17 protein-coding genes and 4 tRNA genes are annotated in these 20303 nt (G+C 68.7%); 13 read left to right on the top strand and 8 right to left on the bottom strand.

Annotation, left to right across the window (positions count from 1 at the left end):
- The first annotated feature begins 169 nt into the window (after positions 1-169).
- The 3 genes from ACWEPG_RS26350 (at position 170) to katG (ending at position 4927) form a co-directional block, all read left to right on the top strand.
- Positions 170-1069, top strand: coding sequence for an RluA family pseudouridine synthase (locus tag ACWEPG_RS26350; RefSeq protein ID WP_452595719.1), 900 nt, complete (start codon positions 170-172; stop codon positions 1067-1069).
- 86 nt (positions 1070-1155) lie between these two features.
- Entirely contained in the window at positions 1156-2364 is a 1209-nt protein-coding gene (locus ACWEPG_RS26345) for a globin domain-containing protein (RefSeq protein ID WP_452595718.1), read from the top strand.
- A gap of 337 nt (positions 2365-2701) precedes the next feature.
- Positions 2702-4927 (top strand): catalase/peroxidase HPI, encoded by a 2226-nt coding sequence (gene katG / locus ACWEPG_RS26340; protein ID WP_452595717.1) that lies wholly within the window; start codon positions 2702-2704, stop codon positions 4925-4927.
- A 58-nt stretch (positions 4928-4985) separates the two neighbouring features.
- Here the strand turns inward: katG and aztD are convergent, their stop codons facing one another.
- From aztD to ACWEPG_RS26310, 6 genes are all read right to left on the bottom strand, one after another.
- The gene (aztD, locus tag ACWEPG_RS26335; protein WP_452595716.1) at positions 4986-6209 is read right to left on the bottom strand and encodes a zinc metallochaperone AztD; all 1224 of its coding nucleotides are present in this window, start codon (positions 6207-6209) and stop codon (positions 4986-4988) included.
- A gap of 148 nt (positions 6210-6357) precedes the next feature.
- Positions 6358-6431 (bottom strand) — tRNA-Phe (locus ACWEPG_RS26330).
- A gap of 36 nt (positions 6432-6467) precedes the next feature.
- A tRNA-Asp gene (locus ACWEPG_RS26325) sits at positions 6468-6541 on the bottom strand.
- Positions 6542-6638: 97 nt separating this feature from the next.
- Positions 6639-6711, bottom strand: a tRNA-Glu gene (locus ACWEPG_RS26320).
- Positions 6712-6792: 81 nt separating this feature from the next.
- The gene (locus ACWEPG_RS26315) at positions 6793-7494 is read right to left on the bottom strand and encodes a ScbR family autoregulator-binding transcription factor (RefSeq protein ID WP_450115096.1); all 702 of its coding nucleotides are present in this window, start codon (positions 7492-7494) and stop codon (positions 6793-6795) included.
- A 245-nt stretch (positions 7495-7739) separates the two neighbouring features.
- A complete protein-coding gene (locus tag ACWEPG_RS26310; RefSeq protein WP_450115097.1) occupies positions 7740-8753 on the bottom strand; it encodes a magnesium transporter CorA family protein in 1014 nt (337 codons plus the stop codon).
- Between the two features lie 201 nt (positions 8754-8954).
- Here ACWEPG_RS26310 and ACWEPG_RS26305 point away from each other — a divergent pair, with 201 nt between their 5' ends.
- From ACWEPG_RS26305 to ACWEPG_RS26285, 5 genes are all read left to right on the top strand, one after another.
- A complete protein-coding gene (locus ACWEPG_RS26305; protein WP_450115098.1) occupies positions 8955-9386 on the top strand; it encodes a MarR family winged helix-turn-helix transcriptional regulator in 432 nt (143 codons plus the stop codon).
- Entirely contained in the window at positions 9383-10768 is a 1386-nt protein-coding gene (locus ACWEPG_RS26300; RefSeq protein ID WP_452595715.1) for an MFS transporter, read from the top strand. The genes ACWEPG_RS26305 and ACWEPG_RS26300 overlap by 4 nt, the downstream gene beginning before the upstream one ends.
- Positions 10769-10782: 14 nt before the next feature.
- A tRNA-Lys gene (locus ACWEPG_RS26295) sits at positions 10783-10855 on the top strand.
- Between the two features lie 396 nt (positions 10856-11251).
- Positions 11252-11614, top strand: a complete 363-nt coding sequence (locus tag ACWEPG_RS26290) for a hypothetical protein (RefSeq protein ID WP_450115156.1) — start codon at positions 11252-11254, stop codon at positions 11612-11614.
- Between the two features lie 128 nt (positions 11615-11742).
- Positions 11743-12198, top strand: a complete 456-nt coding sequence (locus ACWEPG_RS26285; RefSeq protein ID WP_450115157.1) for an SPW repeat domain-containing protein — start codon at positions 11743-11745, stop codon at positions 12196-12198.
- Positions 12199-12205: 7 nt separating this feature from the next.
- Here ACWEPG_RS26285 and ACWEPG_RS26280 read toward each other — a convergent pair whose 3' ends face one another.
- Complete coding sequence (locus ACWEPG_RS26280; RefSeq protein WP_452595714.1) at positions 12206-13459, bottom strand: MFS transporter; 1254 nt, start codon at positions 13457-13459, stop codon at positions 12206-12208.
- A gap of 82 nt (positions 13460-13541) precedes the next feature.
- Between ACWEPG_RS26280 and ACWEPG_RS26275 the strand changes: the two genes are divergently transcribed.
- On the top strand, positions 13542-14417 hold the full coding sequence (locus tag ACWEPG_RS26275) for a LysR family transcriptional regulator (RefSeq protein WP_450115159.1): 876 nt from the start codon (positions 13542-13544) through the stop codon (positions 14415-14417).
- A 6-nt stretch (positions 14418-14423) separates the two neighbouring features.
- On the opposite strand, the gene ACWEPG_RS26270 is transcribed toward ACWEPG_RS26275, so the two are convergent.
- On the bottom strand, positions 14424-15041 hold the full coding sequence (locus ACWEPG_RS26270; RefSeq protein WP_452595713.1) for a hypothetical protein: 618 nt from the start codon (positions 15039-15041) through the stop codon (positions 14424-14426).
- A 128-nt stretch (positions 15042-15169) separates the two neighbouring features.
- On the opposite strand from ACWEPG_RS26270, the gene ACWEPG_RS26265 reads away from it, so the two are divergent.
- The 4 genes from ACWEPG_RS26265 to ACWEPG_RS26250 all read left to right on the top strand — a co-directional run bounded on the left by ACWEPG_RS26265 (position 15170) and on the right by ACWEPG_RS26250 (position 20206).
- The gene (locus tag ACWEPG_RS26265; protein ID WP_450115161.1) at positions 15170-15763 is read left to right on the top strand and encodes a DUF937 domain-containing protein; all 594 of its coding nucleotides are present in this window, start codon (positions 15170-15172) and stop codon (positions 15761-15763) included.
- Between the two features lie 198 nt (positions 15764-15961).
- Entirely contained in the window at positions 15962-16921 is a 960-nt protein-coding gene (locus tag ACWEPG_RS26260) for an acyl-ACP desaturase (RefSeq protein WP_450115162.1), read from the top strand.
- 91 nt (positions 16922-17012) lie between these two features.
- A complete protein-coding gene (gene dusB / locus ACWEPG_RS26255; protein ID WP_450115163.1) occupies positions 17013-18167 on the top strand; it encodes a tRNA dihydrouridine synthase DusB in 1155 nt (384 codons plus the stop codon).
- A 116-nt stretch (positions 18168-18283) separates the two neighbouring features.
- Positions 18284-20206: an LCP family protein gene (locus tag ACWEPG_RS26250; protein WP_450115164.1), complete on the top strand. Its 1923-nt coding sequence runs from the start codon at positions 18284-18286 to the stop codon at positions 20204-20206.
- Positions 20207-20303 lie beyond the last annotated feature (97 nt).

The following is a 20303-nucleotide window of genomic DNA, read 5'->3' as shown; positions in this document are numbered from 1 at the left end:
GGCGACCCGGCCCACCCAGCCAGGTGACCGGCGCCACAAACCTACCGGAGGGTAGCGGTGACCGGTTACACCGTCAATGCCTCCGATCCGTGCATGTTTCACCCCGGTCGGGTGGGGCCCTCTGGGGAGAAATTCACGCAAGGGTGGCGGAGCCGCATACGGTTCTCACGTGTCCTCCGCTCCACTGCCCGTGCGCGACGGCCTCAACCCGACGCGGTTGCGGCTGCCCGCCGACGGCGCCTGGCCGACGGTGCTCGACTACCTCCTCGGCCGGTTCCCGGACGACACGACCCGACTGCGGGAGAAGGTCGACGCCGCCGAGGTCGTCGACGAGCACGGGACCCCGATCACCTGCGAAACTCCTTATCGGGCACACACTTTCGTGTACCTGTACCGAGACCCACCCGTCGAGCCGCGGGTGCCGTTCGAGGTGGAGATCCTGCACCGCGACGAGGATCTCCTCGTCGTCGACAAGCCACATTTCCTCGCCAGCACACCCCGTGGCCGGCACGTGGTGGAGTCGGCGCTGGTCCGGCTGCGCCGCGACCTCGACCTGCCGGACCTGACGCCCGTGCACCGACTGGACCGGGCGACCGCGGGAGTACTGGTGTTCACGGTCCGTCCACGGGTGCGCCGCGCCTATCAGGAGTTGTTCGCGCACCGGCAGATTCGCAAGGAGTACGAGGCGATCGCCGGGTTCGATCCGGGCCTCGCCCTCCCCCGGACCGTCCGCAGCCGCATCGTCAAGCCGGACGGCGAGCTCCGGTGCGTCGAGGTACCCGGCGAACCGAATGCGGAGACCCGGGTCGAGCTGATCGAGTCCCGCGGCGAGTTGGCCCGGTACCGGCTGCTGCCACACACGGGGAAGATGCACCAGTTGCGGGTGCACCTGAACTCGCTCGGCATCCCGATCGTCGGGGACAACTTCTATCCGACGCTGCACGACATCGCCCCGGACGACTACTCGAACCCGCTCCAACTGCTCGCCCGGTCGCTGACCTTCACCGACCCCCTGAGCGGACGCCCCCGCACCTTCACCAGCCGCCGACGCCTCGCCGCGTGGCGCTGACCAGTACCGTCATCGACTACTACATGCCGTAGTGGACTGCGTCACACTATCTTGCATCTCAAATGCAAGATTAATACCGTCAGGTCATGAGCCTCTCCGCAGCGTCCACCGAAGTCATCCGAGCCACCCTTCCCGTCGTCGGGGCAGCCATCGAGGACATCACCCCGCTCTTCTACAAGAAGATGTTCGCGGCCCACCCGGAGCTCGAACGCGACCTGTTCAACCGCGGCAACCAGCAGCAGGGCCAGCAACAGAAGGCGCTGGCCGGTTCGATCGCCGCCTTCGCCGCGATGCAGGTCGGCGACGACGCCGCGAGCACCGACCTGATCATGTCGCGCATCGCGAACAAGCACGCTTCGCTCGGCATCACCGCCGACCAGTACCAGATCGTGCACAAGTACCTCTTCGAGGCGATCGTGGAGGTGCTCGGCGCCGCCGTCACCCCCGAGGTCGCCGCGGCCTGGGACGAGCTCTACTGGCTCATGGCCGACACCCTGATCGCGATGGAACACGGCCTCTACACCGATGCCGGGGTGGAAGACGGGGATGTCTGGCAGGAGGTCGTGGTGAGCCGGCGGGTCCTGCAGTCCGCCGACACCGCCTCGTTCGTCCTGAGCCGGGCCGACGGCCACCCACTGCCGGACTACCTTCCCGGCCAGTACATCTCGGTCGGCGTCACACTCCCGGACGGAGCCCGCCAGATCCGGCAGTACAGCCTGGTCGGATCTCCCACCGCGGACGACTGGCAGATCAGCGTCAAGGCGGTCGCGGCGACCGCCACCTCGCCGGCAGGAGAGGTCTCGAACTTCCTGTACGACAACGTCTTCGAAGGCGACGTCCTGCAGGTCTCGCTGCCCTTCGGCGACCTGGTGCTCGAGGAGAGCGACGCCCCGCTGCTGCTGGTCTCCGCCGGCATCGGGTGCACTCCGATGATCGGCATCCTCCACCACCTCGCGACCACCGCCGACGAACGGCAGGTCTCGGTCCTGCACGCGGACCGCTCCCCCAGCCGGCACGCCCACCGGGCGGAGCTCACCGAGCTCGTGCAGCGGATCCCGTTCGCCACCATGCACCGCTGGTACGAGGACCTCGGGCAGCGCGAACAGGACGCCAACCTCCACCTCGGGCTGGCCGACCTGGCGTCGGTGGACATCGCCGACGGCACCCAGGTGTACCTGTGCGGCCCCATGCCGTTCATGCTCGCGGTGCGGGAATCGCTCCTCGAGCGGCAGGTGCCGGCGGCGTCGATCCACTACGAGGTGTTCGGTCCGGACAGCTGGACCGCCTCGATCTGACGCTCCATCCGGCGAGACCCCGCCGGTGAACTCCCGCGGCCCCCGGCTCTATTCGAGCCGGGGGCCGCGGCGCTTTCCGCCGATGACACGACCAATTCGTGGCCCGTCAAAGTGTTGACTGATTCCAGAAAAGTGCCATATTGACTATGTGTCCTCGATGCCGGACCACGCAGCACCGCTGCGTGACGCAGGTCCACGGACGGCCCCTCCACGGGTCGCGGCGATGGAGGCGGCCCCGGTACACCCGGCCTATGCGGACACGCTTCTCGAAGGTTCGTTCTCGTCGAGACCGCACACCTGAGCACACGTCGATTCACCCCCTCCCGGAAGGAATGCCGTGTCCGAAGAAACCAAGCCCATCGCTGAGGAACCCCGCGCCGATCGCAGCGATAGCGAGAATCCGGCGATCGCGTCTCCCACCCCCCAGGCGCATCGACCGCAGACGAACCGGGACTGGTGGCCGAACCAACTCGACCTGCGCGTCCTCGACCGACAGACGCCCGGCGCCAATCCCCTCGGTGAGAACTTCGACTACACCGAGGCATTCGCCGGCCTCGACGTCGACGCACTCAAACGTGACGTCTTCGAGGTGATGACCACCTCCCAGGACTGGTGGCCCGCCGACTACGGACACTACGGACCGCTCTTCATCCGGATGAGCTGGCACGCCGCGGGCACCTACCGCATCGCGGACGGCCGCGGTGGCGGCGGCCAGGGCGCCCAACGCTTCGCCCCACTCAACAGCTGGCCCGACAACGCGAGCCTGGACAAGGCTCGTCGGCTGCTGTGGCCGGTCAAACAGAAGTACGGCCAGAAGATCTCGTGGGCCGACCTGCTGGTCTTCGCCGGCAACTGCGCGCTGGAGTCGATGGGCTTCGAGACCTTCGGCTTCGGCTTCGGCCGGGAGGACATCTGGGAACCGGAGGAAATCTACTGGGGGCCGGAGGACACGTGGCTCGGCGACGAGCGATACAGCGGCGAACGCGACCTCGACAATCCCCTTGGCGCAGTTCAGATGGGGTTGATCTACGTCAATCCGGAGGGGCCGAACGGGAAACCCGATGCGCTCGCCGCAGGCAAGGACGTCCGCGAGACCTTCGGTCGAATGGCGATGAACGACGTCGAGACCGCCGCGCTGATCGTCGGCGGCCACAGCTTCGGCAAGACACACGGCGCCGGTGACGCCGCCCTCGTCGGACCGGAACCGGAGGCCGCGCCTCTCGAGCAGCAGGGACTCGGCTGGAAGAGCGCCTACGGCACCGGCGTGGGCAAGGACGCGATCACCAGCGGCATCGAGGTGGTGTGGACGCCGACCCCGACCAAGTGGGACAACACCTTCCTCGAAACGCTCTACGGCTACGAGTGGGAGCTGACCAAGAGCCCGGCCGGAGCCTGGCAGTACGTGGCGAAGGACGGTGCCGGCGCGGGCACGATCCCCGATCCGTTCGGCGGTCCGGGACGCGCCCCCACGATGTTGGTCACCGACATCACGCTGCGGGTGGACCCGATCTACGGGGAGATCACCCGACGTTGGCTGGATCATCCCGAAGAGCTGGCCGTGGAATTCGCCAAGGCCTGGTACAAGCTGCTGCACCGCGACATGGGACCGGTCACCCGCTACCTCGGCCCCTGGGTTCCGGAGCCCCAGCTGTGGCAGGACCCGGTTCCCGCCGTCGACCACCCGCTGATCGACGACAAGGACATCGCGGACCTGAAGGGCAAGGTGCTGCAGTCCGGCCTGTCGGTCGCGCAACTGGTCGGGACCGCCTGGGCCGCGGCGGCCAGTTTCCGAGGCACCGACAAGCGCGGCGGGGCCAACGGTGCGCGGATCCGCCTCGCGCCGCAGAAGGACTGGGAGGTCAACAACCCGGCCGGGCTCGCCGACGTACTGCCCGTACTCGAGCGGATTGCGCAGGACTTCAACGGCTCGGCCTCCGGCGGCAAGAAGGTGTCACTGGCCGACGTGATCGTGCTGGCCGGATCCGCGGGCGTCGAGAAGGCAGCCAAGGACGCCGGGTTCGACATCACGGTCCCCTTCACTCCGGGCCGGACCGACGCCTCCCAGGACGAGACCGACGTGGAGTCGTTCGCGGTGCTGGAACCCAGGGCGGACGGATTCCGCAACTACGCCCGGACCGGGGAGAAGGCCCCGCTGGAGCGGTTGCTGCTCGATCGGGCCTACATGCTGAACCTGACTGCCCCCGAGGCGACGGTGCTCGTCGGTGGTCTGCGCGGCATCGGCGTCAACCACGGCGACACCAAGCACGGCGTGTTGACCGACCGGCCCGGGGCGTTGAGCAACGACTTCTTCGTCAATCTCCTCGACATGGGAACGGAGTGGTCGGCTGCGGAGTCCGGGGAGAACGTGTACGAGGGTCGCGATCGTGCCACCGGAGAGGCGAAGTGGACCGCTACCGCTGTCGATCTCATCTTCGGCTCGAACTCGCAGCTGCGGGCGCTCGCCGAGGTGTACGCCGCCGACGACGCAAAGCAGAAGTTCGTGACGGACTTCGTCGCGGCGTGGACGAAGGTGATGAACCTCGATCGGTTCGACCTCGCCTGATCGGCAGGTGCTCGCCGGGCCCCCGGTTCGATCTTCAGCCGGGGGCCCGGTCGTGCCGTCAGCCGGTGACGCCGGTCATCTCGTTCGGCGTCTCGGGCAGCTCCGTCGTCGCGACGGCCTCGCCGGTGTGCAGGTTCACCGCGGTGAGCGCGTTGCGGGCCGGGTCGGTGACGTAAGCGGTCGCGCCCTCGACGAACAGGGTCGGCCGCGGATCCTGCCAGCGCTCCGGTTCCGTCCACGGGTCGACCACCGCAATCCGGCGGCTCACCGCGCCGGACTCGGGGTCGATCACGTGCAGGGCCCCGTCGGTGCCGAGCACCACGCCCTCGCCGTCCGGCCCGCGGCCGAGCGACCGGAAGCTGTAGCTGGCCCCGAGATCGACCGGCGTCATTCGATGTGCCACGGTGTCGACGAGCATCACCCGCTGCGGCCGTTCCAGCTCGGCATCCGGGTCGGTCTTGTAGTCCCCCAGCACGATCGGCGAGGCCTCGCTGCCGGACTGATTTCCGATGCGTCCGTACGCGTCCGGGCTCTGCACCTTGGTGATCACACCGTCCCGGACGACGAGGATGCCGTCCTGGCAGCCGAACACGAACGTCTCGTCGGCGGCCGCCGCCTCCCCGTGCACGCCCGGGCACTGCTCGTTGCGCGCGATCTCGCGGCGGTCGCGGTCGAGCACGACGATGCCGGTGCGGGCCTTGTCGTCGCCGATCGTGGTGATCAGCCCACCGTCGGGGAGGGTGACCGCGACCCCGTGGTGCGGGATGGGGACCGAGTACTCGTCGACGTCCGGCCTGCCCGCGGCGAGGTCGGCGGGATCGAAGGACACGACCTCGCCCGACCCGTCCGCGAACAGGGTGGTGCGCCCGGCGTGGCGGACGACGTGCCCCGGCTCGTCCGCGTCGAACGCCCAGTCCGCGACCCCGGGCGCGGCGGTGCGGTGGTGGGCGTGGTCACCGTGCGTCTGGGACCAGGTTCCGGTGTCGAGCACCCGGAACTGCGACCCGGCCGTGACCAGCACGTGCCGGCCGTCTCCGGCGGGATTGAGGCGGGTGAACCCGTCGACGGGCAGGGTGTCGACGACCCGCAGGGTGGTCGCGTCGACCACCATCACCCCGCCCTCGTAGGAAAGTGCCAGTCGCGGCTGCGGCGAGGGCTGCTCGGCGGGTGCCGACGTGGCGGTGGCCGACACGGGTCCGGATTCGTCGGCGGCGGCGGAGCATCCCGACAACACGGCTGTGAGCACCGTCACCGAGGCGAGGGTGTGGAGTGTCTTCGTCATGCCAACAGCTTCGCCGCTCATGAAAATCATTGTCAAAGACTTCTATGCGCATAAACCGATGGGTGCGGCGGAACCCCGAAATGCAGAAAACTCCCAACTCGAAACGAGTTGGGAGTTTCATGACCTGGTGGCCGTTTTCATGACCTCGTGGCCAGGGCCGGGATCGAACCGGCGACCTTCCGCTTTTCAGGCGGACGCTCGTACCAACTGAGCTACCTGGCCGGGCGGCACCCGAACCGAATGCCATCGCTTGTGAAGCGACCCTGACGGGACTCGAACCCGCGACCTCCGCCGTGACAGGGCGGCGCGCTAACCAACTGCGCCACAGGGCCTTGCTGTACCTCTTTTTTCTTGAGAACCACTGGCTTGTGGCTCTCGGTCTTGCTCGGTTTGAAACCTAGCAGGCGAACCCGCTACTTCCAAAATCCGTACCCCCTACGGGATTCGAACCCGCGCTACCGCCTTGAAAGGGCGGCGTCCTAGGCCGCTAGACGAAGGGGGCCCGCCGAATCTCTCCGGCAAGTACCCTCAACGGCTGTTCCGTTGGGAGCTCGCATAGCTTAGGACACATCTTTCGCAGAACTCAAATCGGCTGGTCATCGCCGGTTTTCGGCTCGTTTTCGACACTCTCGGCAGCCGCCTCGGCCAGCGGGGTGAGGTCCTGCCAGCCTTCGCGACGCCAGTTCTCCAGCCACTCCTCGGACGCCATGGCCTGCAGCAGCACCTCGAACGCCTCCTCGAACCGCTCCCGCAGGCCGGTGCTGTCGGTGGACATGTCGAGCATGTAGCGCTGGCCGGCCAGGCAGGCCCCGAGCACACGCGAGAACACGACCGGGTCGGCACCCGGCCGCAGGTGCCCCTCCCGCTGAGCCCGCAACACCAGCTCGTGCGCGGTGTGCCCCCACACCTGGCTGCCTCCGGCACGCACGTCGGAGTAGAACTCCGGCTCGATGATCAGCCGGAATTCGGCCTGGACGATCACCTCCGCGGCGAATCGATCGGCCAGCTCGACGATGATCGCGCGCAGCACCTGGAAGGGATCCGCGTCGACCCTCCTCCAGCGGTCGGTGGACTCGGTGTACTTCTCGAGCGCAGCGGTCAACACCGCCCGCGCGAGATCCTCCTTCGACTCGAAGTGGAAGTACATCGCGCCCTTGGTCGCGTGTGAGCCCTCGAGGATGGTGTTCACCGATGCCGCCGCATAGCCGCGCCGAGCGAATTCGACCGCCGCGGCCTCGACAATCGCTGCGCGGGTCCGTCGCGCGCGTTCCTGTTGACGTGCCATGTGAGCTTGTCTCGCCTCCGAAACCTGCAAGTCGTGTAGTGCGCCCCGACAGGCCACAGAAGACCTCGAACAACACTAACCCCGGGCACGGCGGATTGGACACATCGCCGCACGGGGGTCGAACAGGTATGCTCCTTACCGGCCAGTAGGGTTGGCCGAGCGATAACACACCGAGTGGTACGCTTTGAGTGACTCGGGTGCGCCGGAGGGGGGTGCGCACCCGAGTTACCCAACCACCGAGGCGGTCACAACCAGCCCCTCCGCCGGAAGTTCCACCACAGGCCGAGCCCCAATCCCAAAAGCAGCGCGACGCTGAACCAGAAGCCCGACGGCTCGCCGTACCCGGGGAACGGGATGTTCTGCCCGAAGTAGCCGGTGACGCCGGTCGGAATCGCGATGATCGCCGCCCAGGCCGTCAACCTCTTCATGATCTCGTTGAGCGAATTTCCTTGCATGGCAAGATGAGTCGCGAGAATCGACTCGATCGTGTCGCGCAAGCCGTCGATCCGCTCGGTCGCCCGCAGGGTGTGGTCGTAGACGTCCTGGTAGTACGGCACCAGACTGCCGTCCAGCACGTGGACCCCCTGCCGCAACAGGGCACTGAACGCCTCGTTCATCGGCAGCACCGCCCGGCCGAGCTGGGCCACCGCCTTGCGCAACACGAAGCTCCGCAACTGCACGGCGTTCTTCCGCCCCGAGCCGAGCAGCAGTTCGTCCTCCAGTAACTGGATCCGGTCGTCGAGGGCGTCGATCGCCTCGAAATAGCCGTCGACCAGATTGTCGAGCACGCTGTGCAGCAGGAACCCCACGCCGTATGTCGTCAGGTCCGGGTTGTCGTCCCAGTCGGCGAGGATCGGGTCGAGCGAGAACCGATCGTCGCCGCGGATCGTGATCAGAGCCCGAGTCAGGATGAAGACCGAGATGTCGGTGCCTGTGAGGCGGTCGGTCGTCGCGTCGAAGTGCACCGCGCGGGTGTGCAGCAGGCTGTGGTCGCGAAACCGGACCAGCCGCGGCCGCTGCCTGCCCGAGATCGCGCCCTCGACAGCGAGCGGATGCAACTCGACCTCACCACCGACCAGCGGCGACAGCGCGACGATGTCCGCAACCGACGGCGCGAGCAGGTCCACCCAGATCAGCGCGTTCTCGTCGGCGCGATGCGCGGCGAGTTCGTCCAGCGGCAGATCGGTGCCCGACAGCACTCCGTCGACGTACAGACGGTTGCGAATCCCGCACGACACCTGCACCCCAGTTGACTCCATCGGCCCTCCGCATCGTCGATCCACCCCATCTTCGCCCGTGCCCGCGGGGTGCCGGCGGAACCGATCCGAGCCCGCGACGCATATACTCAGTCTTGCTTTCTACTTCTTTCGATACAGTCCAGAAAATCGGCAGAATTTGGCTCGGAACAATTCAGCTAACCTGAATTGATCTGGACACACCAACACGGACCGAGGCGATCGATGACCGACACCGGAGACGCGGCGATCGAACTCCGCGAGAACATCGCCACCTTCTTCCGCCGACTCCGCGCGCAACGCGCCGAGCACATGCTCACGCCGTCCCAGCTGCAAGCCCTCGGGCACCTCGAACGCGGCGGACCGATGACGGCGTCCACCCTCGCCGCGCACGAACAGGTCACCCCACAGTCGATCTCGCGGACCGTGACACTGCTGGAGGACGCCGGCGCGATCGCACGCCGTTCCGACCCCACCGACGCGCGCGCCAGCCTGATCAGCCTCACCGACCACGGCCGGGCAGTCCTGGCCGCGGACCGCGAGCGCCGCACCCGCTGGCTCGCGGACGCCCTGGAAGCGGACTGCACCGAAGCCGAGCGGGAACTGCTGTACATCGCGGGCCGGATCCTGGGCAGACTGGGAGAGCAACGCTCGTGACCTCGACCGTCGACGTCCGCGAGCGCGCGGTCCCCCGCCGGCTGAGCATCGGTCTCGGGTCCGGCACCATTCTGCAACCGCTGAACTCGTCGATGATCGCCGTCGCGATCGTCGGGATCGGCGCACACTTCGGCTCCACGGCGGGCACCGCGTGGGTGATCTCCGCGCTGTACATCGCGACCGCCGTCGCCGCACCGACCGCCGGCCGCCTCGGCGCCCTGTTCGGTGCGCGGCGCGTCTACCTCGCCGGCCTGGCACTGATCGCGATCGGCGCCATCGCAGGGGCGCTTGCACCGAGCCTGGGCTGGCTGATCGCCGCCCGGGTGCTGCTCGGACTCGGGACCGCCACCCAGTACCCGACCGCCATGACGATCGTCCGCGAGTACGCCGACCGGCACGGCGCCGCGCCTCGGACGGCCATCGCCACGCTCGCGGCCTGCGCGCAGGTCGTGGTGGCGCTCGGGCCGACGCTCGGCGGTCTGCTCGTCGGGGCGTTCGGCTGGCAGTCGATCATGTGGGTCAACCTTCCGGTCGTCGCGATCAGCGCGATCTGGGTACTCACCGTCGCTCCACCCGACGGCCCGCGCCGGGCCGGCCACGGTGCCGCCGAGGTCCTGCGGTCGCTCGACCCGGCCGGGACGGTTCTGTTCGTGATCGGCACGTCGACGCTGATGCTGTTCCTGCTGTCGCTGACAACGACCCCGCGGTGGTGGACCGCGGGCGTGTCGGCCATCGCGTGGGTGGCGTTCGTCGGCTGGGAGGCGCACTGCGCGGCACCGTTCATCGACGTCCGGGCGCTGGCGTCCAACGGCGTGCTCAGCGCCACCCTCGCCCGCACACTGGTCACCTACACCGCGTTCTACTGCGTCTTCTTCGGGCTGCCGCAGTGGCTACAGGGCGGCCGCGGGCTTTCGCCGGCCGAGGCCGGGTTGATGATGCTGCCCGTCGCCGGGGTCGGGGTGTTCGCGACGATGACCGCCTCGCGCGTCTACGGCCGGTACGGCGCCCGCCGCACGCTGCTCGTCGGCACGACCGGGCTGCTGGCCGGCGGGCTGCTGCTCGCGCTGGTCGAGGACTCGAACTCCCCGGTGTGGCTGATGCTGGTCGTCGCTGCGATCGTCGGCATCCCCAACGGCTTCAACAACATGGGAAACCAGAACCTGGTCAACGCCGCGACCGGTGCCCGGGACGTCGGAACGGCCATCGGGATGTACCGGACGGTCCAGTACGTCGGCGCCAACCTGGCCGCGGTCGTCATCGAGGTCACGATGCACGGCGGCGCCACCGACCCGGGCCTGCACCGCACCGGGGCGGCCATCGCGGCCATCGGCGCGGTCCTGCTGGCGGGGGTCCTGTTCTCGCGTTCACTACGCGCGCACTAGACTCCAGCAGCACTGCCCCTTTAGCTCAGTTGGTAGAGCTACGGACTTTTAATCCGCAGGTCCTCGGTTCGAGCCCGAGAGGGGGCACCGCACGTCCCGCCGGAACATCCGGCGGGACGTTCTGCTGTTTGCCTCCCGTTAACCAACCGTTGTGGCGATCATCACGTTGGACGCGCGTCCAAGCGCTCACCTCCGTCGCGAAATGGATTCTGTAACACGCAGTGCCACAACAAGTTTCGATCGACGCCGTGAGATGCCGGGCATCCCGGAAGGTCCGCCACCCCGGACTCGACTTGGTAACGCTTTCCCCCGATCCTCCCCGCAGGGATTTCCGAACGGCGAGCCGTCTGATACCACTGAGGGGGCGGTGATCGTTGCGTATTGGCCAACTTGACTATGAATCAACATGATTCACGGTCGAGTCCTGGCCCTTTGTCCTGGCACGAGCACTTCCGATGAGGCCCCGAAAGGCGGTGGGTGGAAATGAAGTCTCCCCACGTCACATCCCCGATGTCCCCTCGCTCCGCAGCACTGGCCCGACCCCGTCACGGCGAACGCATCGCCGACTCCGCAACAACACGATCGACCGACGTCGACCTCGGCCATGCCACCTTCCGCACACTGGAGAACGCGGAGACGTCCCCACTCACCACCGACCAGGCCGCCGGCCTCGGACGACTGGTGCGCCGCATCGTCAACAGCCCCACCGGCCTTCCGAACGGATTCGACACCGTCGAGGACCTGTGCCGCGGCTACCTGGACCGGCAGCTGTCCGCCCCGACGGGCGATCAGACCAAGGCCGCCATGCAGCGGACCCTCGAGCGACTCCGCACACCCGGCGCCTGACGGGTATCGATCCCACTCCTCACCGCGGTGTCGATCCGCCGACGCCCCGACCGGGCAGATACGGGTCGACACCGCGAGCATTCCGGGATCAAAATGGTTTCCAGAGCTCTGGACGCAGGGAGGCCGTCATGACCGTGGATGTCGCCGACTCGAACAACTCCTACACGAGCACCCGGAACACCGCCCATGCCCGCGAGGTGCGCAGGGACATCTTCGTCGTCACCACGGGTGTGGCGCTCGTCCTGCTGAGCCTGTGGCTGCCGACGCAGGGAGACGACCAGATCACCGGCGCCATCCTGATCCTCGGGATGATCGCCTACTCGGTCGGCCTGTGGGCGATGACGACCGAGTCGCGCACCAGCCACTGGGGACTGGTGGTTCTCGGTGTGGCACTGCTGCTCACCCCGGTCGCGATGGCGTTTCCGTCCGGGACCACCGGCGCAGCCGTCGTGTCCGTCGTCGCGGGGGTGATCGTCCTCGCCGTCGGGATCGTCGGCCTGGCCACGCGGCGTGACGAGCCGACGCCCGCGCGGCATCGTCGCGAGGCCCGAATGACCGACCCGTGGGCTCCCCGCGGCTGGTGACCCGCGGTCAGCACCCGGTACCGGACGCGGCGAATGCCCGGCCCAGCCGGGCCAGCCGGGCCATCCGTGTCGCGAGCGCGAGACCGATCACGAGCAGGACCCCGATGCAGCCGACCGCGCCGGGCCATCCACCGAGGCCGTACGCGACTCCGGCGCCCGCCCCGGCCAGGCTCGATCCCAGGTAGTACGCGCACAGGTACAGCGCCGACGCCTCGGCGCGGTGCCGCGTCGCCAGTACCCCGACCCAGCCGCTGGCCACCGAGTGTGCGGCGAAGAACGCGCCGGTGAACAGCAACATGCCGATCAGCACCCACGGCAGGGAGTCGACGAGAGTGCAGGCCAACCCCCCGAGTGCGATCGCGATGCTCACGAGCAGCACCCAGCGCCTGCCGAACCGGTCGGCGACCCGGCCCGCCGCCGACGAGGTCACCGTGCCGGCCAGGTACATCAGGAAAACCAGGCCGACGACGGCCTCCGACAGGGCGAACGGTTCGTCGAGCAGCCGGAAGCCGAGCAGATTGTACGCCGAGACGAACCCGCCCATCAGAATGAATCCGAGCGCGAACAGGATCCGCAACCGCGGGTTGCGCAGGTGTTCCACCAGATTCGACGCCAGCACCCGGGGGCCCACCGGCTGCGGCCGGAAACGGCGCGATGGTGGCAACGTGCGCATCATCACCAACGCGAACGCCGCCGCCACCGCCGTGGCCGTCAGCATCGCCCACCGCCAGCTCGCGACGTCGAGCACTCCCGACGGGATCAGCCTCCCGACCAGGCCACCGATCGTGGTACCTGCGACGTAGCGCCCCATCGCCGCACCGAGATCGCCGCTGTACACCTCCTCCGCCAGGTAGGCCATCGCGACGGCCGGGATGCCCGCGACCGCGGCACCCTGCAGGACCCGGCCCGCGAGCAGGACCTCGATCGACGGACTCAACGGCAACAGCAGTCCGATGGCACAGGAGGTGAACGCCGACGCCACCATCACCCGGGTGCGGCCATAGCGCTCGGACAGTGCACTGGCGGGCACGATCACCAACGCCAGCACGCCCGTCGTCGCGGACACGACGAGCGCGGCGGTCCCGGGTCCGACCGCGAAGTCCCCGGCGATGGCCGGCAGCATCGCCTGCGCCGAGTACATGGAGACGAACGCCGTCAATCCGGCTGCGAACAGAGCCAGGGTGATCCGGGTGTAACCGGGCGTGCCGCGCCGGTAGGGCTCGGTCCGCGAGTCGAGCGCGGTGAGCGTGTCGAGTGTCATGGGTCCTCCGCGGACCATCCTGAACCGGGAACCCTTATCAGTAAAATGCGAGAACTGCGGCTTGTTCATGCTTGAATTGCATATGCTCAGTTCCGAGCTTCGCTGGTTCGTCACCCTCGCCGAGGAGGGACAGGTGACCGCGGCGGCGGCCGTACTCGGCGTCGCCCAACCAACGCTGTCCCGGCGTCTCGCGGCCCTCGAACAGCGCATGGGCGTCGATCTGTTCGACCGGCACGGCCGTCGGCTGACGCTGGGCGTGCACGGCCGGCTGCTGTACGAGCACGCCCGGCGCGCACTCGACGAGCTCACCGCCGCCGAGTCCCGGATCGCGGAACTGACCAGCGAGTCGGAGGGCACCGTGCGCCTCGACTTCCTGCACTCCCTCGGGCCGTGGCTGGTGCCGGCACTGATCCGGGAGTTCCGCGTCACCGCGCCCCTGGTGCGGTTCGCGCTGCATCAGGACGCGTCCGGCCACCTCGCCCAGCGGGTGCTCGCCGGCCACAGCGATCTGGCGGTCGTGTCACCCCGCCCCCGCGCCGACGGACTGGCCTGGCTGCTGCTCGACCACCAGCAACTCGCGCTCGCCGTCCCAACCGGACACCGGCTCGCCGACCGGACCGAGATCGACCTCCGCGAAGCCGCAGGCGAACCGTTCATCGCGATGCACCCGAACTACGGCATGCGACGGCTGCTCGACGAGGCCGCCGAGCGCGCCGGATTCGCACCCCGGATCGTGTTCGAGTCCAGCGAACTGCCCACCGCCACCGGACTGGTATCGGCCGGCCTCGGGGTTGCGCTGGTACCGATGCGCGAGTCCGCACCCTGGCCGCCCGGAGTGGTGACCGTGCCGATCCGCGGCTCCGACGCCGCCCGCGACGTCGGGATGATCTGGGCGCTGGGTCGGCCACTAACCGCCCCCGCGCGCCGGTTCCGGGAATTCGTGGCCGACCGGAAGTGACGCGGGTCAGGCCGGGGGCTGCGTGCGCTCCAACTCGGCGCGCTCCAACTCGATGCGCTCCCGTTCGGCGCGCTCGCGCTCGTCACGCTCCCGGGCGTCGTCACGCAGCCTGGACAGTTGGTCGCCGCGCCTGCGGTACCGGAACGACAGCCAGGCCGCGGCCACGATGACCAGCGCGCCCGCGATCACTCCGACCAGCGTCGCGCCGCGGAAGCCGGGTGCGTCGACGTCGAGGATCCGTTCGCCGGCGATTGCGGCGGTGCCGTTTCCGGCCACGACCGACAGGGTCAACAGGTTCGGCGCCGCCACCAGCAGCCCGGCCACCAGGGCCGCGATCACCGACACCTTCGCAAAGCGCCACCGCCGCGACCGCCAGGCCACGGTGAACAGCGACAACGGCACGAGGGTGCAGACGAACCCGAAGGTCAGCCCCCACAGGATTCCGCGGGTCATGCTCGCTGCCGCCAGCGACCCTGCCTGCTGCGCCCACCAGCGAGGCAGAAACGCGGCCAGGACGAAGTAGGAGACGACGAGGAAGACAACCAGGATCAGACCCCAGGCCGTCCGCTTCACCCAGGACGGCGTTCCGGTGGGCGGGGCGGTCGAGGAGTCGTTCGTGGTCATGTCTGCATCCTGGCGTGCTGACCCGACACGCGCCACGCGACGCGCAGGTCCACGCCGATGCCGGATTCGTCCAATACTGTGCGAAATGCCGGGTGGTCCGCAGTGGACCCCAAGAGAAAGTGAGCACCATGGCCTCCCTCGACGAGCTCATCTCCCAGATCCCGATCGCCCAGATCGCCGAGAAGCTCGGGATCGACGAGAACACCGCGGCCACCGCCGTGAAGTCCGCGATCCCGACCCTGCTCGGCGGCCTCGAGGCCAACGCGCAGGACTCGGGCGGCGCCGCCTCCCTCGAGGCTGCGCTCGCCCAGCACCAGGCCAGCGGACTGCTCGACGGCGGCGTCGACATCAACCAGATCGACGAGGCCGACGGCGAGAAGATCGTCGGACACGTCTTCGGCGACAACGCGAACCAGGTCGTCAGCACGCTCGGCAACGTCGGCGGTGCCGGCGGCAGCTCCCTGATGAGCAAGCTGCTCCCGATCCTCGCCCCGCTGGTGCTCACCTTCGTCGCCAAGCAGTTCGGCGGCGGCGCGGGCCAGACCCAGGCGGCGTCCGCCGGGTCCGGCGGCGGCCTCGGCGACCTCCTCGGTGGGCTGCTCGGCGGCGGCGCCTCCAACGGTGGCGGCCTGGGCAACGTGCTCGGCGGACTGCTCGGCGGCAACGCGGGCGGCGGCATCGGTGACCTGCTCGGCGGACTGCTCGGCGGCGGCCGCAAGTAGTCGACGCCACCGATTTTCGACGCAGGGGCGGCACCCGGTTTCCGGGTGCCGCCCTTGTAACACCCGTCACCGCCACCACGATGGTCAGGGCGGCTCGACGTGACCTGTCCGTGTCGTAACCGAATCGATCCGATCTCGGGCATGGTTACGGTCCCGTAGGCTAGGTTGAGCCGATTCCGCGACCAATGGAGGCAAGTGATGGCCAGAGTGTTGACCCAGCTCGAGTTGCTGCAGGAACTGGAGCCGGTGGCCGAGGCCAACCTGAACCGCCACCTGTCCATGGCCAAGGACTGGCATCCGCACGACTACGTCCCGTGGGACGAGGGCCGAAACTTCGCCGCGATGGGCGGTGACGACTGGGAAGAGGAGCAGTCCCGGCTCGACCCCGTCGCGAAGGCCGCGATGATCACGAACCTGCTCACCGAGGACAACCTGCCGTCCTACCACCGGGAGATCGCGGAGAACTTTTCCCGGGACGGCGCCTGGGGTACCTGGGTCGGACGCTGGACCGCCGAGGAGAACCGTCACGGCATCGTGATGCGCGACTACTTGGTCGTGACCCGCGGCGTGGACCCGGTCGCCCTCGAAGAGGCCCGGATGATCCACATGACCAACGGCTACGCCTCCCCCAGCGACACCGACGGCCTGCTGCACTCGGTCGCGTACGTCACGTTCCAGGAACTGGCCACCCGCGTCTCGCACCGCAACACCGGCAAGGCGTGCAACGACGACGTCGCCGACCGCATGCTCTCCCGGATCGCGGCGGACGAGAACCTGCACATGATCTTCTACCGCAACATCTGCGAGGCGGCCCTCGACGTCGCCCCGGACCAGGCGGTCGTCGCGATCGCCGACATCCTGCAGAAGTTCCAGATGCCCGGTGCCGGCATGCCCAACTTCCGGCGCAACGGCGTCCTGATGGCCAAGCACGGCATCTACGACCTGCGCCAGCACCTCGACGAGGTCGTCATGCCGGTGCTGCGCAAGTGGAAGATCTTCGAGCGCACCGACTTCACCGGTGTCGGCGAGGCCGCCCGCGAGCAGCTGTCCACGTTCCTGGACGACCTCGGGGTGCAGGCGAGCAAGTTCGAGGAGCAGCGCGACCGCGCGCTCGCCCGCGAAGCCCGCAAGCGCGAGATGGAAGAGCAGGCTTCCTGACCCGAGCGGTTCCAGGTCCGCTCCGGCTGAGCGGCTATCCTGTGCCCGGCACCGAACCTCGGTGCCGGGCACACTTTTTTCGAGGTAATCGATGTCTTCCGCTGACCAGCATCTGCGAATCGGCTCGCTCGAGCTGCGCAGTCCCGTCGTTCTCGCCCCCATGGCGGGCATCACGAATGTGGCCTTCCGCACCCTCTGCCGCGAACTCGAACTCGAACGGGCGGGCAGCACGTCCGGCCTGTACGTGTGCGAAATGGTCACCGCCCGGGCGCTGGTCGAACGTCAGCCTGCGACGCTGCACATGACCACCTTCGGCCCGAAGGAGACGCCGCGGTCGCTGCAGCTGTACACGGTCGACCCCGACACCACATACGCGGCGGCGAAGATGATCGTCGACGAGAACATGGCCGACCACATCGACATGAACTTCGGCTGCCCGGTGCCCAAGGTCACCCGCAAGGGCGGCGGATCGGCGCTTCCGTACAAGCGCCGCCTGTTCGGGCAGATCGTCGCGGCCGCGGTGAAGGCGACCGAGGGCACCGACATCCCCGTCACGGTGAAGATGCGCGTCGGGATCGACGCCGAGCACCACACCCACCTCGACGCGGGCCGGATTGCCGCCGGTGAGGGCGCCGCCGCGGTCGCGTTGCACGCCCGCACCGCCGCGCAGCGCTACTCCGGCACCGCCGACTGGAGCGAGATCGCCCGGCTCAAGGAGCACGTCACCGATGTCCCAGTCCTCGGCAACGGCGACATCTTCGCCGCCGAGGATGCGCAGCGGATGATGGCCGAGACCGGCTGCGACGGTGTCGTCGTCGGCCGGGGCTGTCTCGGGCGGCCGTGGCTGTTCGCCGAGCTGAGCGCCGCCCTCAACGGCACCGCGATGCCCACGCCCCCCACGCTCGGCGAGGTCGCGGCCATCATCCGCAGGCACGCCGAGCTGCTCGCCGACCACCACGGCGAGGGCAAGGGCATGCGCGAACTCCGCAAGCACGTCGCGTGGTACCTGCGCGGTTTCCCCGCCGGTTCCGACATGCGCGTGTCGATGGCGATGGTGTCGACGCTCGACGAACTGGACGGCCTGCTCGCCCAGTTGCCGCCGGACGTCCCGTTCCCGAAGGACGCCGAGGGTCCGCGGGGCAGGCAGGGCTCGCCGGGCACCGTCGCACTCCCCGAGGGATGGCTCGACGATCCCGACGACTGCCTCGTCCCTGCGGGCGCCGATCTCATGCACTCCGGCGGCTGACCTGCGCCGGTGCGTCTGCGCTGGAACGCACAGCTTCGATCAGTATCATGTGTGCACCGCCGCGGGCCGGCGGCGACGACGCATGTAGTGATGTGCACGAGAGGTGAGGACTCCAGTTGGGCGACGATCAGGATCCGGGCGCTGCGCCCGATGGTCGCGCTCCATGGGAGAGACCTATTTCCCACCTAAGCCGTCCCATTCACCGTCATCGTCCCGACCCCGAGCGCCCGGCGACACCGCCTCCCCCACCGGAGCCCCCTCCGCCGGGCGACAGCGGCCGGATCCGAGGCGGTGAGCCGAGCGACCGGCTCACGGTCGCGGAACTGATGCAGCGGGTCGGCCGTGACGACGAGCCGACCCCGGACCCGACCCCCGCCGAACCGGCGCCGGAGCCGTCGCGGCCGAGCACCAGCTGGATGTATCGCGCCGCGCCGACGGCCGTCACCCCGGACGTGCCCGCCCAGGTCGGACCGTCCTCGACGACCCGCCTGGTGGCGAGCAAGCGGCGCAAGCAGCGCCGACTGCGCGCCATCGGCCGCGTCGGCACCGCACTCGTCGCGGTGATCGTGCTGGCCATGACCGGCGTCGTGTGGGGGTATCTGCGTGCGACCGACAACGGGTTCAGTCAGGTCGCAGCTCTCGACCCGGAGAGCAGCGATGTCGTCGACCCCGGCGGTCAGTACGGTGACGAGACCTACCTGATCGTCGGCACCGACACCCGGGCAGGAACCAACGGTGGCCTCGGCGCCGGCTCGGTCGAAGACGCCGAGGGCGCCCGCGCGGACACCGTCATCCTCGTCAACGTTCCCGCCGACCGCAGCCGGGTGGTCGCGGTGTCGTTCCCCCGCGACCTCGACATCGTCCGGCCGGACTGCCAGGCATGGGACAACGACGCAGGCAAGTACACCAGCGAGACCAACTACGGCGCCGACAACGACAAGCTGAACTCCGCCTACGCGTACGGCGGACCGAAATGCCTGGTCAAGGTGATCCAGAAGCTGTCCGGCATGAAGATCGGGCACTTCATCGGCATGGACTTCTCCGGATTCGAGTCGATGGTCAACGAGGTCGGTGGCGTCGAGGTGTGCACCACCGCCCCACTGATCGACGGCGAACTCGGCACCGTTCTCGCCAACCCCGGCAAGCAGACGCTCGACGGCGCGACCGCGCTGAACTACGTGCGGGCGCGGAAGGTCGACGCCGAGGGCAACGGCGACTACGGCCGGATCAAGCGCCAGCAGGTGTTCCTGTCGTCGCTGCTGCGGTCCGCGATGTCGAACAAGGTGCTGTTCGACCCCGGCAAGCTCAACGGATTCATCAACGCGTTCACCAGGGAGACCTTCGTCCAGAATGTCGACACCAAGTCGCTGGTGACGCTCGGCCGGTCGCTGCAGAAGGTGGACGCAGGCGCGGTGACCTTCCTGACGGTACCGACCGCGGGCACGAACGAGCTGGGCAACGAGATCCCCAGGCTCGACGACATCAAGGCGATCTTCCAGGCGATCATCGACGACGAGCCGCTGCCCGGTGAGGAGCGCAAGCACGACGCGGCAGCGACGAGCGCGGCGGCCACTCCCCCGGCGACCGCGGTCACGCCGGCGCCGGCCGCCGGAGTACTCGCGGTGGATCCGTCGATGGTGTCGGTCCAGGTGTCGAACGCGTCCGGGGTGACCGGCGTGGCCGCCGAGGCCGCGGAAACCCTCGGCGCGCACGGCTTCCCCATCTACAGCGTCGGGAACTACAGCGGCACCAGCTCGTCGACGCTGGTCCGGTTCGCGGCCGGGAACGAGGAACAGGCCGCGACCGTCGCCGCCTCCATCCCCGGCGCGCAACTGCTCGAGAGCGACGACCTCTACGGCGGCATCGTCGACGTGGTCCTCGGCTCCGACTTCTCGGGCACCGTCACCGCCCCGCCTGCGGTCGGCACGGCGCTGCACCCGAAGATCGCGCCGAAGTCGACGGTCATCTCCGGGACCACGATCGAGGAGCTACCCGCCGACCTGGCGTACACCAACGCCGGCGACACGTCCTGCGCCTGACTCGCTCCGCCCTTTCCCGCCTCTGACGTGCGCCGTCGTTCATCGCACGTTCACCGTCCGCTCGTGACTTGGACCTCTACGGGAACTAGGCTGTGAC

Source organism: Rhodococcus sp. NPDC004095, from assembly GCF_053604015.1.
Note: the sequence above shows the minus strand (reverse complement) of the source record. Positions and strands in the feature narration are given on the sequence as shown.